Here is a 15,608-nt window from a genome sequence, read left to right as displayed (position 1 = left end):
TGGAGATGACTTGTATATTGCTGAAATTTCTGGTAACAGAATTTCTAAGCTCAACTTAGGTACACTTTCAATAAATGAAAACATAGAAGTATCCAATATAAAGTTATATCCAAACCCTTCCCCAGATTTTATTCAAATTTCTGGATTACCCAGAACAGAAAATTATACGATTTATAATATTTTGGGAACCAAAATAAGTAGTGGAATTATCTCTAATAATGAAAAAATTGATATTAAAAAATCACCCAATGGATTGTATTTTCTAAAATTTGAAAACGGAAACACCTTTAAGTTTATTAAAAAATAAGGTGTATAACGCTTACTAACAAGTAATAAAAAATAACATTAAGAAAAGGTTTCTATTTGAATAGAAACCTTTTCTTTTTTATAGCATAACATTAAAAAAATACGATTAAATATTTTAAATGTAACTTTGCACAAAACTTAATGCAAATAACTTCACTACCTATTAAGTTTAAAATAACTAATTCCTATATATCTTTAGGAAGCGACTATGAATTAAATTATAAATGACAAGAAAGAAAAAAAGGAAATCAAAAAAAGGAATTTCCAACCTGACCAATACTATTCTAAGTATTTTAAAAAAAGATAGAAACCAATCATTCAACTATAAACAAATTGCCGCAAAACTTGGTGTTAACGACGCCAGTAGCAGAAATCAAATTATAAAAACTTTAGCAAAACTTGCTGCTCAACAAGAGATTATACAAGTAGAACGAGGGAAATTTAAAGCAGTTATTAATACAGAATATCATACAGGTATTTTAGATTTATCTGCTAAAGGCTCTGGTTATATTATCTGTGACGAATTTGATGACGATGTTTTTATAGCATCTAATAATATTAATAAAGCATTAAATGGTGATGAAGTAGAATTTTATGTATACAAACGTAGAAAAAGAGGAAAATTAGAAGGAGAGATAACCAACATTATAAAACGCGATAAAAGCGAATATGTTGGTGTTATTCAATTACATAGCAATTACGCCTTTGTAATTGCTGATAGTCCAAAAATGCATAAAGATATTTTTATTCCCATTAATAAGACCTTTAAAGCAGAAGACGGCGACAAAGTACTCGTAAAACTTGAAGACTGGCCAGAAAAAGCCGATTCACCTTATGGCAAAGTAATACAAGTACTTGGTAAACCTGGAGACCATAATACAGAAATTCATTCTATTTTAGCCGAGTATGGTTTGCCACATGAATTTCCACATGAAGTAGAAGATTTTGCAAATAAACTAGACACTTCTATTACGGCCGAAGAAATCTCTAAACGTAGAGATATGCGTAAAGACTTAACCTTTACAATTGATCCTAAAGACGCCAAAGATTTTGATGATGCACTGTCTTTCGAAATCTTAGACAATGGATTATACGAAATAGGTATCCATATTGCAGATGTATCGCACTATTTACAAGAAGGTACCGTTTTAGATGATGAAGCTTACGAACGCGCCACATCAGTTTATTTAGTAGATAGAGTAGTACCCATGCTTCCCGAAGTATTATCAAATAAAGCCTGTTCATTACGTCCACATGAGGAAAAATATACCTTTTCTGCTGTGTTTCAAATGAATGATAAATGTGAGATTAAAAACGAATGGTTTGGTCGCACAGTAACCTATAGTGATGCCCGGTATACTTATGAAGAAGCACAGGCTATTATCGAAAATAATATAGGGCTTGTCATTCCTACAAAAGCAGAAATCCACAACATTAGTGAAATTAATAATACGATACCAAAAGAAGTATCACTAACAGAAAAAGAATATCAAACACCGAAAGAAATAGCTTATGCCATTTTAAAAATGAATGAGTTGGCTAAAATTATGCGCAGAAAACGTATGAGTTCTGGTGCTATTTCTTTTGATAAAGTAGAAGTAAAATTCAATTTAGATGAAGAAAGCAATCCTGTAGGTGTATTTTTTAAAACCAGTAAAGATGCCAATAAACTTATTGAAGAGTTTATGCTTTTAGCAAACCGTAAAGTATCGGAATTCATTGGTAAAAAAGATCCGAAAAAGACATTTGTCTATCGTGTACACGATGAGCCAGACGACAGTAAATTAGCTAACCTACAAGGTATTGTATCTAAATTTGGTTACAAACTTAATTTTAAGGACAGAAAAACAACCTCAGCATCACTTAATAATTTACTCAAAGAAGTTAATGGTAAAAAGGAGCAAAACCTTGTTGATACCTTAGCCATTAGAAGTATGAGTAAAGCCGAATACACCACACACAATATTGGCCATTATGGTTTAGCATTCGATTATTATAGCCATTTCACGTCGCCTATTCGTCGATATCCAGATGTAATGGCTCACCGTTTATTACAGCATTATTTAGATGGTGGGAAATCGGTGAATGAAGATGCTTACGAAGATAAATGCAATCACTCTAGTGCTATGGAAAATCTGGCCACTAAAGCAGAACGGGACTCCATAAAATACATGCAGATAAAATTTATGCAAGACCATAAAGATGATGAGTTTGTAGGTGTTATTTCCGGTGTAACCGATTGGGGTATTTATGTTGAAATTATCTCTAATAAATGCGAAGGCATGGTAAGTGTACGTGATATGACTGATGATCATTACGCTTTCGATCAAGACCAATACGCAATGGTAGGCAGAAACACCAAAACCATGTATCAGCTTGGAGACGAAGTGGTTGTAAAGGTTAAAAACACAGATTTAGTTAAAAAACATCTTGACTTTAATTTAGTTGGAAAAAAAGATGCTTAGCTTAAAAATGAGTTCATTATATAAACCCCTTAACAAGAATAAAAAATTATTTAATTTAAAAAAAGGGAATAATTATTGATAACTTTACGTTTAAATTATAAAAAATATAAAAATCCACATAATGAAACGCTTCACAGTCATATTATCTATCTTAATTTCTACAGTAACTGTAGCACAAAAACCAATAGAAAAAACAGTTGGAGAATTTACCAACTTAAAAGTATATGATTTAATAGATCTTGAACTTATTAAATCTGATGATAATAGAATTGTTATTACAGGAAAAGACAATAAAGATGTTGTAGTAAATAATAAAAATGGAACACTAAAAATTAAAATGAAACTTGGGGAATCTTATGATGGTGATGAAATAAAAGTGCAATTATATTATACAGCAATAGATGTGATTGATGTTAACGAAGGTGCCAAAGTATCTTCAAAAGATACTATCGAACAATTTGAAATAGATTTAAATGCCCAAGAAGGTGGAAAAATAGAGGCCGATTTAAATGTAAAGTATGCAAATATCAGATCGGTTACCGGTGCTACTATTAAAACTTCAGGAATTTCTAAAAATCAAGATGTATCCATTTATACAGGAGGCATTTATGAAGGTGAAGATCTCAAAACAGAATTTACAGATGTTTCCATACGAATTGCCGGAGAAGCACATGTACATGCTAAAACTCTGGTTAACGCTAAAATAAGAGCAGGAGGCTACATCTATATTTACGGTAATCCAGAACGCGTAGACGAAAGTAGTGCGCTGGGAGGTAAAATAAAACGAATGAATTAAATAATAATTTTTTAAGAATAACAAACCCGCTCTTGTAGCGGGTTTCTTGTTAAATAGTTTCTTGTAAAACCATACAAAAACCATACAACACCTCTTACAAACCTTATTTTTAGTATATTAGTCATACAACAACTAATGTTTTTTGAGACAATCTTGGCTTTTATTTTTTAACATGCTTTTTTGTGTGTGTAGTATTATGCATGCGCAAGAACACCCTCCTATTGAGGTTTTTTCGCCAAAAGACTACGGAGCAGAAACTCAAAATTGGTCCATTTCTCAATCCAAAGAAAATTATATTTATGTAGCAAATAACAAAGGGCTACTAGAGTTTAACGGTGCTAATTGGCAATTATATAAGTCGCCTAATGAAACGATTATAAGATCTGTTAATGTTATAGATAATCTAATATATACTGGTAGTAATAGAGAGTTTGGGTATTGGCAAAGAAACGAACTTGGGCAGCTATATTATACATCACTATCTAAAAAATTAAAGATAGATTTTTTAGAAGATGAAGAATTCTGGAATATTATAAGCATAGACGACTATATTCTATTTCAATCTTTAAAGAGAATATATATTTATAACAAAGCAGACGATGCCTATAGTATCATTAATTCTGAAACTATCATTTATAAAATGTTTAAAGTTGATGAAACTATTTATTATCAAAAAACCAAAGATGGTATTTACAAAATTGAGAATGGTGAATCAAGACTCGTTTCAAATCATATAATTCTTAAAACAAATAGGCTGGTTAATATTTTTAATAAAAACGAAAATCTCTTAATAGAAACTGAGAATAACGGGTTTTATATTTTAGAAGATGAAACCCTTTCAAAATGGAATATATCTGCAAATAAAAAGCTTTCAGAAGTAAGTGTATTTCGTAGCATTCAATTAAAAGACAATAGTTTTATATTAGGAACTAGGTCTAATGGAATATTTCACCTAACTGAAAATGGAACTATAGATTATAACATAGATACCTTTCGGGGGTTAAGTAACAATACAGTTCATTGGGTTTTTGAAGACGCCGAAAACAATATATGGTTAGCTTTAGAAAACGGGATTAATTGTGTGAATGTTAAATCACCTTTTAGCATTTATGCCGATGAACAAGGTAAAATAGGAACCATATATACATCTACAGTTTTCAATAATAATTTGTATCTGGGTACAAATCAGGGGTTATTTTATAAACCCTTAGGAAAAGAAGAAGATTTTAAACTAGTAGAAGGCATTCAAGAAGCCGTCTGGTGCTTAACTATAATTGATAATATCCTATTTTGTGGACACGATACAGGGACATCCGTTATAAAAAATAATATAATAGACAAAATCAAGGGTATAGAATATGGCACCTGGAATATAAAATCAATAGACAAAACAGATTTATTATTACAAGGTAATTATGATGGGCTATACATTATTCAAAAAGTCAATGGTACTTGGGTGTATAAAAATAAAATAGAGGGTTTCGATCTTTCGAGTAAGTTTTTTGAAATTTATAATAACCAGATTTTTGTTAGTCACGAGTATAAAGGTGTTTTTAAAATTGATGTAGACGAAAACTTTACAAAGGTTTTAGGCATAAAAAAAGTTCCAGGTCTTGGTAAAGAATTAAATTCCAGTATTATTAAGTACAATAATGACTTATTATATTCCTATAAAGGCGGCATTCTAAAGTATGATATAAAAACCAATCAATTTTTAAAAGATACTATTTTAAATAGCCTGTTTGCAAAAGAAGATTATACCTCGGGAAAACTTGAATTCAATAAAGAAACAAATACCTTATGGCATTTTTCTAAAAGAGATCTAAATTACATGTCGCCAGGAAAACTAAGTAATACTCCAAAGGTGAATAAAATCCCTTTTTCAAAGTCATTACCCAGAGGTTTAACCGGTTACGAAAACATAACGCATCTTAACAACCAAAGATATTTAATAGGTACCTCAACAGGTTATGTTATTGTAGACTTAGACAAAATTTTCAAAAAGTCTTACGAAATTACAATAAATTCAATAACAAAACACAGCATCATTACAAGCCCGGAAATTGTAAGCAAAAATATTAATGGGGAGTTTGTAAACGAAGATAACAATATAGAATTGACGTTTAGTGTTGCCGAATTTGACAAATACCTTGATACAGAATATCAGTATCAATTAGAAGGTATGTACCCAAATTGGAGCAATTGGTCATCAGAATCTAATACGCTATTCGAAAATTTACCCTATGGCGATTATGTTTTTAATGTAAGAGCCAGAATAGGTAATTCAATGTCTAAAAATATAGCATCTTTTAATTTTAATATTGAGAGACCTTGGTACCTTTCTAATACATTCATATCAGCTTATGTAATTATATTTTTATTGTTTTCATTAATGATGCACCATATTTATAAACGTTATTATAGAAAACAAAGAGAAGCTTTATTACAAAAAACCAGACGAGAATTAGAATTAAAAGAATCGGAAAACAAACAACAGTTCATGCGTTTTAATAACGAAAAATTAAGACAAGACATTGATAACAAAAATCGTGAGCTAGGTATTTCGACTATGAGTTTAATTAAAAAGAACGAGTTTTTAAATAGCTTAAAAAAGGAATTACAGCATATCAATGATGTTAAAAACATAAAACACGTCATTAAGATAATTGACAGAAATTTAAATAATACAGATGATTGGCATGTTTTTGAAGAAGCCTTTAATAATGCAGATAAAGACTTTCTTAAAAAGATTAAACAAGAACACCCATCTCTTACTTCAAATGATTTGAGGCTATGTGCTTACCTAAGACTTAATCTATCATCGAAAGAAATTGCTCCTCTACTTAATATTTCGTCACGAAGTGTAGAGGTGAAACGTTACAGGTTGCGTAAAAAAATGAATTTACCCCATGAATCTAGCTTAACAGACTATATTTTAGAAATATAGTCACACAACATGTTGCTTTTTTACCTATACAACACCACAACATCGACGTATTTTCGTACTTTATTGAGGCCGTTTAAAAAAGAGATCAATTTAATAAAACCTAGTCAATACTGATATTTTAGCAATAAAATGCTTCTTTTTTTGCTATGTATGTTTTTTGTTGAGGTCTAAAATAAGGATACAATAAAGATGATGGCTAGTTTTACATAAACTAAAAAAACTAAATCAAATGAGACACACTCTCTTTAAAATTCTAACACTCTTTTTTATTGCATATTCAAGTGCGCAGAATATAGATGTTAGTGGAACTGTTCAAGACGATACTGGTTTCCCCATTCCTGGAGCTAATATAATCGTGAAGAATACCAGTAAAGGAACCGTAACAGATTTTGACGGTAAATTTACTATAACTGATGTGCAAGTTGGTGCAACACTTACATTTAGTTATATAGGTTATATAACTCAAGAAGTTGTTGTATCTGATAATAAAGAATTAAGCATACAACTAGTAGAAGATATCGCTAAATTGAATGAGGTTATAGTTATTGGTTATGGTACTCAAACCAAAAAAGAAATTACCGGAGCAGTTAGCGTTATTTCAAGCGAGAGCATTGAAGCCCTAAAGCCAACCCGTATTGAACAAGCTCTACAGGGTCAAGTTGCAGGTGTTAACATTACCTCACAATCTGGTACACCTGGTGGGGGCTCAACAATTAGCATTAGAGGGGTTTCTACTAATGGCGATAGCAGGCCTTTAATTTTGGTAGACGGAAATGTTATAGAAGACCTAAGTGTTATCAATCCAAATGACATTGAAAGCATGAACATTCTTAAAGATGCCACAGCAGGTATCTATGGGGTAAGAGCAGCAAATGGTGTTATACTTATTACAACTAAAACCGGACGTAAAGAAATGCCGCTTACAGTTGAATATAGCACTTATGGTGGATTTCAACAAACAACTAGAGAAATCCCAGTTTTAAATGCTACAGAATACGCCTTACTCGCTAATGAAGCTTATGCAGCTGGAGGGAATACACTTCCTTTTACAGATATTTCAAATTTAGGCATTGGTACCGACTGGCAAGACCAAGTGTTTAAAAATGCCGCAATACAAAACCACAATATCCTTTTAAGAGGTGGAGGTAAAAATTCTTCATACTCTTATAGTGGATCATTTTTAACACAGGATGGTATTGTAGGTGGAAGCGCATCTAATTTTACACGTTTTACTAATAACGCTAGTTATAAATTAGACTTTTTAGAAAATTTTAAATTCACTTCGGGTCTTACTTTAATGCGAACTAATAAAAGAAATCTTCCCGAAAATTCTAATGCTTCGGTCCTTTTTAATGCCATTAATATGGCTCCAACTTTTACAGTATATGATGAAAATGGAGACTATACCTTAGCTGAAGGTTTAGGTGCCGAAGTTATTAATCCTCTTGCACAGATTGACGACACTCATGACAGAAGTAAAGTTATGAAGTTAAGTGGAAATGCTGGACTGTCTTATAACTTTCTTGATCACTTTACAGTACAATCAAACATTCAATTTAATTACTCTGAAGTAAGATCTAACGTTTTTAATCCTATTGCAAATTTTGGAACCAACAAAGTTTTCAATGTAGATAGAAGCAGTGTTTTTGAAGGCTTAAATTATTTTAGAGACTATACGTTTGATGCATTCATTAAATATCAAAACGAGTTTAACGATATTCATAATGTAAATGTTCTTTTAGGTACATCAGTATTTAAAACAACAGGTGAATATACTGGCTTAACAGGTCATGATATTGCTGACAATGCCGCTATAAATGCAAGAATAGCACTAACTTCAGATATTGAAAATATTAATGAAGATAGAGGTGGTGTAAATGCCATTTTCGACTCCAGATTATTATCATATTTTGCTAGAGTACAGTATGATTACGATGGAAAATATTTATTATCTGCTGTAATTCGTAGAGATGGTTCAACAAAGTTTGGTCCAGAAAACAGGTTCGGGTTCTTCCCTTCCGGATCTATTGGGTGGGTTGCATCTGATGAAGAATTCCTTAAAGACAACAACTTCATTAACCTATTAAAAGTTAGAGCATCTTACGGAATTCTTGGTAATGACAGAATTGGAGATTACAGATACGTTTCCCTTTTAGATGGAGAAGGCACCTATATCTTTAATAACGAAGAGATTATTGGAACCGCAAGTGGCGGTATTGCTAACCCGGAAATTAAATGGGAAAAGCAAAAAACATTCGATATTGGTGTTGATATGCGTTTATTAGATAACAAAATAGACATCACTACCGATTATTTTAAAAGGAGAACAGAAGACTTATTAGTGGCGCCAGAAGTTTCAGGACTACTTGGTACAGGAGGGGCACCTTTCGTAAATGGAGGTACCGTAGAGAATGAAGGTGTTGAATTTGCTGTTGGATATACAAATAATTTTAACGACAATTTAAAACTTAGTATCAAGTATAATGTTACCTATTTAAAAAACGAAGTTATTTCTGTAAACACAAATACAGGCGTCCTTGTTGGAGGAAGTTTTGGTATTAGCCAACCAGAACCATCAAGAATGGAAGCAGGTTTCCCGCTGGGATATTTTTACGGATATCAAACTGCTGGAATTTTTCAAAATCAAGCTGAAATTGATGCTTCAGCAATTGGAGACATTGTACCAGAACCGGGAGACATAAAATATGTTGACCAAAACGGAGATGGAGAAATCACGTTAGACGATAGAGTAGATATAGGAAACCCATTACCAGACGCAACAATGGGACTTAACGTATCTATAGACTATAAAAATTTCGATTTCGCTGCTTATGCTTTTGCATCAGTAGGAAATGAAATTGTTCGTAATTATGAACGTGGGCAACAGTTAACTAATAGAACTATTTCTTATTTAGATCGTTGGACAGGTGAAGGAACAGGGAATACATTTCCAAGAGTTACCAATGGTTCAACACCTAACGGATTGTTTTCAGATTTTTATGTAGAAGATGGTTCTTTTGTTCGTTTACAAAATATACAGTTAGGTTATACATTCTCAGATGAATCGCTTGAAGGTTCTAAAATCAGCAAATTACGTCTTTATGTTTCAGCAAGTAACTTATTTACGCTAACCAAATATAAAGGTTTTGATCCTACTGCTTCTAGCGGGGCTCCAATAGGTGGTGGCATAGACCAAGGGTTTTATCCCACAGCTAAAGCATTTTTATTAGGAATTAACTTAAAACTTTAATAAGTATTATGAAAAATATAAAAACTAAAAATATTCTTCTATTATTTGCTTTTATAGCTATGTTTTCATGTGCAGACGATTTTATAGATGTTGCGTCTCAAGATGAAAACTCTGAAGATTTTTTCAATTCAGAATCAGATTATCAAGAAGCTTTAGTAGCGGCCTATGACTACTTACAAGCAACAGCTAAAAACTTTCAATTAGGAGAAATAGCATCAGACAACAGCCTCTGTGGCGGTGAAAGTGCTACAGACACACCTGGCTTTCAAGAAATAGACGATATGATTCATACCCCCGTAAATGCACAACTAAGAGATATTTGGATATGGATGTATACCGGTGTTAATCGTGCTAATTATATCATGGAATTTCAAGATAAAACCGATTTTTCTAATAAAACCAGTGTGCTAGCTCAAGCCAGATTTTTAAGAGCCTTTTATTATTTTGAATTGGTAAAATGGTTTGGCGATGTTCCTTTAGCAGTAGATAAACGTATCCAATTTGGTGACCAATTTGACATTGAAAGAACTCCTAAATCTGAAGTTTATGCACAAATTGAACAAGATTTAATTTTTGCAGCTGCTAATTTGCCATATACACAAAGCGTAACTGGACGAATTACAAAAGGAGCCGCCGAAGCTTTATTAGGAAAAGCATATTTATTTCAAGACAAATTTGATGACGCTGCTACGGTATTAGAAAGTTTAATTAATAATGGCCCACATCGGTTATTAACATCTACAGAATATCCAGATATGTTTGAACGAGATAATCAAAACAATATTGAATCCGTTTTTGAAATACAATATTCTGATGTTGATGGTGGAAGCTATGATTGTTTTCAATGTCTAGAAGGCAATTATGCGGTCTTTTTTAATGGCCCAAGAGGATTTGTTGACTCAACAGAACAATTCGATGCAGGCTATAGCTTCAATGTGCCCGTTCAAGAAACAGTTAATGCTTTTGAAACTGGGGATCTTCGTTTAGAATATTCTATACTAGATATTGAACAATGGATAGCAAATAACCCCGAATCAAGTTATAATGAAAATGCAGGCTATGAACAAACGGGCTATTTTAATAGAAAATATATGGCTCGACTAGGTGATTTAAACAATGCAGATGCAGCACTTACAAATCCCGATAATACTAAAGCAATACGTTATGCAGATGTCTTGCTTATGGCTGCCGAAGCTTTAAACAGAGGTAGCATTAGCGATACAAGAGCACAAGGCTATTTAAATGAAGTGCGTAATAGAGCAATGTTAGCAGATGTAACAACAACTGGGTCAAATTTAACTAACGATATTTGGAAAGAACGTCGTGTAGAGTTAGTAGGCGAAGGACACCGTTTTTTCGATTTGGTAAGAACTGGGAGAGCGGCACAAGAAATAGATGGTTTTGTTGCCGGAAAGCATGAACTTTTCCCAGTACCAATACAAGAAATAGAATTAACAGGGGGAAATTGGGATCAAAACCCAGGCTATTAAAAATAAAAAATAAGATATGAAAACATTAAAATATATATTTAGTTTCACTTTGGTCTTCTTAATAAGTTGTGCTGAGGATGATAATGATTTGAGTTTTATTGATGAAGTAATTGCTCCTTCTGAGGTTTCAGCACTTTTCAAAGTAACTCAAGATAATACTGGGGAAGTTACAATTACACCTAATGCTACTGGGGCTTCAAACTTCAATATAAACTATGGTGATGGTACCGAAGAAACTGCTAATGTTGTACAAGGTGAAAGTATAAGCCATACCTATGAAGAAGGCTCTTATACGGTTACTATTGAAGCTGTTGGAATCACAGGACTAAAAACGGAAGCTACTCAAAACCTAGAGGTTTCTTTTAAGGCTCCAGAAAATGTTGATGTCGCAATCTCTAATGATGTTGCAGTATCAAAGCAAGTAAACGTTACTGCCAATGCAGACTTTGCTATATCTTACGATGTTTATTTTGGTGAATCTGGAATTGATGACCCTGTTAGTGCTAACATTGGAGAGTCAGTTTCTTACACATATCAAAACGCAGGAACTTACACTATAAGAGTTGTAGTTATGGGGGCTGCTATTGCCACTACAGAATACAAAGAAGATTTTGAAGTCACTGAAATATTACAACCTATAGCTTCAGCACCAGAACCGCCTAATAGAGAAGAAACAGATGTAATCTCTCTATTTAGTTCAAAATATAATGATGTGACAGATACTAACTTCTTTCCTGATTGGGGTCAAGGAGGCCAAGGAAGTGGATGGGCATTATTTGATCTTAACGGTGATGAAATGTTACAATACATTAACTTAAGCTACCAAGGTATTGCACTTGCTGATGGAACATCTGTTGATGTTTCTGGAATGCAATATTTACATCTAGATGTTTGGACTGCAGATGAAGGAATTAAAATAGAAACTTCATTAATTAATAATGCAGGTGGAAATGTAACTGAGGCTCCTGTTTGGAGCGATTTAACATCCGGAGAGTGGACAAGTATTGAAATTCCTATTTCAGATTATACAGATCAAGGGTTAACAGTTACTGAAATATTCCAAATGAAATTTGTTGGAGACCCTTGGGCAACAGGAACAGTGTTTATTGATAATATTTACTTCTATAAACCATCAACTGTGGCAGAAGTACCAGAATACAATGCTCCATCCCCAACACAAAATGAAGCTAATGTAATTTCTATTTTTAGCGATAGTTATACTAATGTAGGAATAAGTGAATTAAATCCAAATTGGGGGCAAACAACAACCTTAACTCCACTAGATATATCAGGAAATAACATTTGGTTGTATGAAGCATTAAATTTTTCAGGGATAGTAACCGACTATGGTAACCCAACAGATTTATCAGCTATGGATTATGTTCATTTTGATTATTTTACTCCAGATGCAGAAGTTTTAGGACTAAAAATAGTGAATACTGTAGTTAACGAGGAAGATATTGAATTTGTTGAAAATATTGTAAGAGGCACATGGGTAAGCGTTACTATACCTTTATCAGATTACGCTATAGACGCATCAGCTGTAACTCAGTTAATATTTGATACAACAGGAGGAAGTGCTAAAGTATATATTGATAATTTATATTTTTACTCTGAGAGTAGTTCTCAACCAACGGTAAGCGCCCCAAGCCCAACCATTGCAGCTAGTGATGTTATATCTATTTATAGTGATGCCTATACCGGTGTTACACTTAATGAGGTAAACCCTGATTGGGGACAAACAACAACCCTATCAGACTTTAATATTTCTGGGGACAATATTTGGTTATATCAATCTCTAAATTATTCTGGAATAGTAACAGATTATGGAAACCCAACAGACCTAACAGGAGTTAAATATTTACATTTTGATTATTATACTCCTGATGCTACTACACTTGGGTTCAAAATTGTAAATACTGCTTTAAACCCAGTACAGGAAGATATTATTTTCTTATCAGAAATCCTCACAGGAACATGGGTTAGCGTTACTATACCATTATCAGATTACAACTTAGATTTTGCGAATATTACTCAGTTAATTTGGGACACATCTGGCGGTAGCGCAACTGTGTATGTTGATAATATTTATTTCCATAATTAAAAAATTAAACTCATGAAAAATTTAAAATATAACTTTGGAATATTTGCAACTATCATCTTGCTATTAAATAGCTGTCAAGATGATGAAGGTACATTTGGAGATATCATAGCCCCAAGCAACGTTACTATTTCTGCTGAAATAGTAGGGGTAGACGCAAGTAATCCGAATGGTGATGGAACAGGGTTTGTAAACTTTACAGCAACGTCTAATGATGCTATAACATATCGTTATAATTTTGGAGATAATACCGATATTGAAGTTGCATCATCTGGAGAAGTAACACACAGGTTTACTCAAACAGGCACAAACACATATACAGTAACGGTTATGGCTTCTGGTAGAGGAGGCATTACGACAACTACTTCTATAAATGTAGATGTTTTTAGTTCTTTTGAAGATCAAGAAGCAAAAGATTTTTTAAGTGGAGGAGCTGGAGCAAGTAAAACTTGGTATTGGGCAGCAGATAAGACTGGAAACATAGGTTTAGGCCCAAATACAGTACAAGCCGATAATTCACATACATACTCTGCTTGGTTTACCTCTAATGCATGGCATGCAGATAAGCTTTGCATGTACGATGCAGAGTTTGTTTTTACTCAGTCTGCTGATGGCAACTTAACTTTCGAACAATTAACAGATATAGCATATACGCCAGGAGACTTTGCTGCGTCAATAGGTGTAGACGGGGATTCATGCCATGGATTAGACGTTGCGCCTTCTCTTGATGGTGTTAAAAATGTTAGTTTTAGCCCATCTTCATCTATTGCAACCATAGATGGTGTTGACCCAACATATAGAGGAACCACCATAACCTTTTCCGATAATGGGTTTATGAGTTGGTATGTAAACGTTAGTGAAATTGAAATTATAGAAATAACAGATACAACCTTGTATGTTAGAATGACCGACAGTTCTAACTCTGATTTAGCATGGTATTGTAGATATCAAACCGATAATCCCAACGACTAACTTTTATCTATAAAATGTAAAGGGGCAAAATAATTTTGCTCCTTTACATTAACATTCCCTATTTAATTTTTACCCTATGTTAAAGCGACTCTATTTTTTTGTTTTTGTTTTGCTAGTATCTTGTTCTAGTGGAGGAGATGACGCTATTAGTCCTCCAGTAGAACCAGAAACTATTACCCCTTCTAATTTAGTCTTAACAGTGAATATTGTAGGGGCTGACAGTAATAACCCCAATGGAGATGGTTCTGGTGTTATACAATGCACCGCGACAGCAACCAATGCTGTAAAGTTTGGGTTTAAGTTTGGAAGTGAAGCAGAAATACAAGATGCAGATGGTAGTTTAGAACATACGTTTACAACAAAAGGAACTAACAGTTATCTCATAACGGTATTTGCATACTCAAGTACAGATCACAGTATAAGCACGTTCAAAACTATTGATGTATATGTTACCGATTCATCTGAACCTCAATTAATTTGGGCAGACGAGTTTGATGTTGAAGGAGCTGTAGATACAGCTAAATGGTTTGCAGAAACAGTTCCTCCAAATAATGGTAGCTGGTGGAATGAAGAGGTACAACACTATACCGATAGACTTGAAAATGCATTTATTTCTAATGGTACCTTAAAAATAGTAGCGAAAAAAGAGAATTATACGTTTCAAAATAGTACAAAAGCGTATACCTCAGCTAGGTTAATCACTAAAGATAAGTTTGATTTTACTTATGGTACGGTTGAAGTAAGAGCAAAATTACCTGCTTCACAAGGAACATGGCCTGCAATATGGTTGTTAGGATCTAATATAGACTCTGTTGGATGGCCTATTTGCGGAGAAATAGATATCATGGAGCAAACAGGAGCCGATAAAAATAAAGTTTTAGGTACTTGCCATTGGTCAGATAACGGTAATACTGCTAGTTATGGTCTAGAAAGTACTATATCGAATGCTGCTACAGAGTTTCATGTTTATTCCATGGAGTGGACTGAGACCTACATTAAAATATTCTTAGATGAGGTTGAATACTATGAAATAGCATTAAATAATAATTTACCCTTTAACAAGGATTTCTTCCTGATTTTGAATATTGCCATGGGGGGCACACTAGGAGGAACTATAAATTCTGGATTCACGGAAGATACTATGGAAATAGATTATATAAGAGTTTATCAATAGAAGTAGTTTAATTGATAGATATAAATGGGAGAAAACCAGTCCTTTTGACCCAACTTTATAATTTAAATCGACACATATAGCAAACCTCTTATAAGTAAATAATACGA

General features: G+C 33.1%; 9 protein-coding genes. All 9 read left to right on the top strand.

All coding sequences use genetic code 11. From position 1 onward, the window contains the following. The coding region (locus Q4Q35_RS05195) for a T9SS type A sorting domain-containing protein (RefSeq protein ID WP_303276880.1) at positions 1–307 on the top strand (307 nt) is incomplete at its 5' end. A gap of 223 nt (positions 308–530) precedes the next feature. Next, positions 531–2,771: a ribonuclease R family protein gene (locus Q4Q35_RS05190; protein ID WP_303276879.1), complete on the top strand. Its 2,241-nt coding sequence runs from the start codon at positions 531–533 to the stop codon at positions 2,769–2,771. Between the two features lie 121 nt (positions 2,772–2,892). Continuing rightward, positions 2,893–3,567, top strand: a complete 675-nt coding sequence (locus tag Q4Q35_RS05185; RefSeq protein ID WP_303276878.1) for a head GIN domain-containing protein — start codon at positions 2,893–2,895, stop codon at positions 3,565–3,567. 196 nt (positions 3,568–3,763) lie between these two features. Further along, entirely contained in the window at positions 3,764–6,514 is a 2,751-nt protein-coding gene (locus tag Q4Q35_RS05180) for a helix-turn-helix and ligand-binding sensor domain-containing protein (RefSeq protein WP_303276877.1), read from the top strand. A 229-nt stretch (positions 6,515–6,743) separates the two neighbouring features. After that, complete coding sequence (locus Q4Q35_RS05175; RefSeq protein WP_303276876.1) at positions 6,744–9,764, top strand: SusC/RagA family TonB-linked outer membrane protein; 3,021 nt, start codon at positions 6,744–6,746, stop codon at positions 9,762–9,764. Positions 9,765–9,772: 8 nt separating this feature from the next. After that, complete coding sequence (locus Q4Q35_RS05170; RefSeq protein WP_303276875.1) at positions 9,773–11,254, top strand: RagB/SusD family nutrient uptake outer membrane protein; 1,482 nt, start codon at positions 9,773–9,775, stop codon at positions 11,252–11,254. 16 nt (positions 11,255–11,270) lie between these two features. Next, complete coding sequence (locus Q4Q35_RS05165) at positions 11,271–13,358, top strand: PKD domain-containing protein (RefSeq protein WP_303276874.1); 2,088 nt, start codon at positions 11,271–11,273, stop codon at positions 13,356–13,358. 12 nt (positions 13,359–13,370) lie between these two features. Further along, positions 13,371–14,327 carry a PKD domain-containing protein gene (locus tag Q4Q35_RS05160; RefSeq protein ID WP_303276873.1) on the top strand — a complete coding sequence of 319 codons (957 nt, stop codon included), beginning with the start codon at positions 13,371–13,373 and terminating at the stop codon, positions 14,325–14,327. 76 nt (positions 14,328–14,403) lie between these two features. Next, positions 14,404–15,501 (top strand): glycoside hydrolase family 16 protein, encoded by a 1,098-nt coding sequence (locus Q4Q35_RS05155; RefSeq protein ID WP_303276872.1) that lies wholly within the window; start codon positions 14,404–14,406, stop codon positions 15,499–15,501. The last annotated feature ends 107 nt before the right edge of the window (positions 15,502–15,608 follow it).

The organism is Flavivirga aquimarina (assembly GCF_030540835.1).
GTDB lineage: Bacteria > Bacteroidota > Bacteroidia > Flavobacteriales > Flavobacteriaceae > Flavivirga > Flavivirga aquimarina.
Note: the sequence above shows the minus strand (reverse complement) of the source record. Positions and strands in the feature narration are given on the sequence as shown.

Bases quoted from the DNA above. Each gene is read 5' to 3' on its own strand.
- Q4Q35_RS05155 (WP_303276872.1), top strand. From the start codon at position 14,404: ATGTTAAAGCGACTCTATTTTTTTGTTTTTGTTTTGCTAGTATCTTGT.
- Q4Q35_RS05170 (WP_303276875.1), top strand. From the start codon at position 9,773: ATGAAAAATATAAAAACTAAAAATATTCTTCTATTATTTGCTTTTATA.
- Q4Q35_RS05180 (WP_303276877.1), top strand. From the start codon at position 3,764: ATGCATGCGCAAGAACACCCTCCTATTGAGGTTTTTTCGCCAAAAGAC.
- Q4Q35_RS05165 (WP_303276874.1), top strand. From the start codon at position 11,271: ATGAAAACATTAAAATATATATTTAGTTTCACTTTGGTCTTCTTAATA.
- Q4Q35_RS05175 (WP_303276876.1), top strand. From the start codon at position 6,744: ATGAGACACACTCTCTTTAAAATTCTAACACTCTTTTTTATTGCATAT.
- Q4Q35_RS05160 (WP_303276873.1), top strand. From the start codon at position 13,371: ATGAAAAATTTAAAATATAACTTTGGAATATTTGCAACTATCATCTTG.
- Q4Q35_RS05185 (WP_303276878.1), top strand. From the start codon at position 2,893: ATGAAACGCTTCACAGTCATATTATCTATCTTAATTTCTACAGTAACT.
- Q4Q35_RS05190 (WP_303276879.1), top strand. From the start codon at position 531: ATGACAAGAAAGAAAAAAAGGAAATCAAAAAAAGGAATTTCCAACCTG.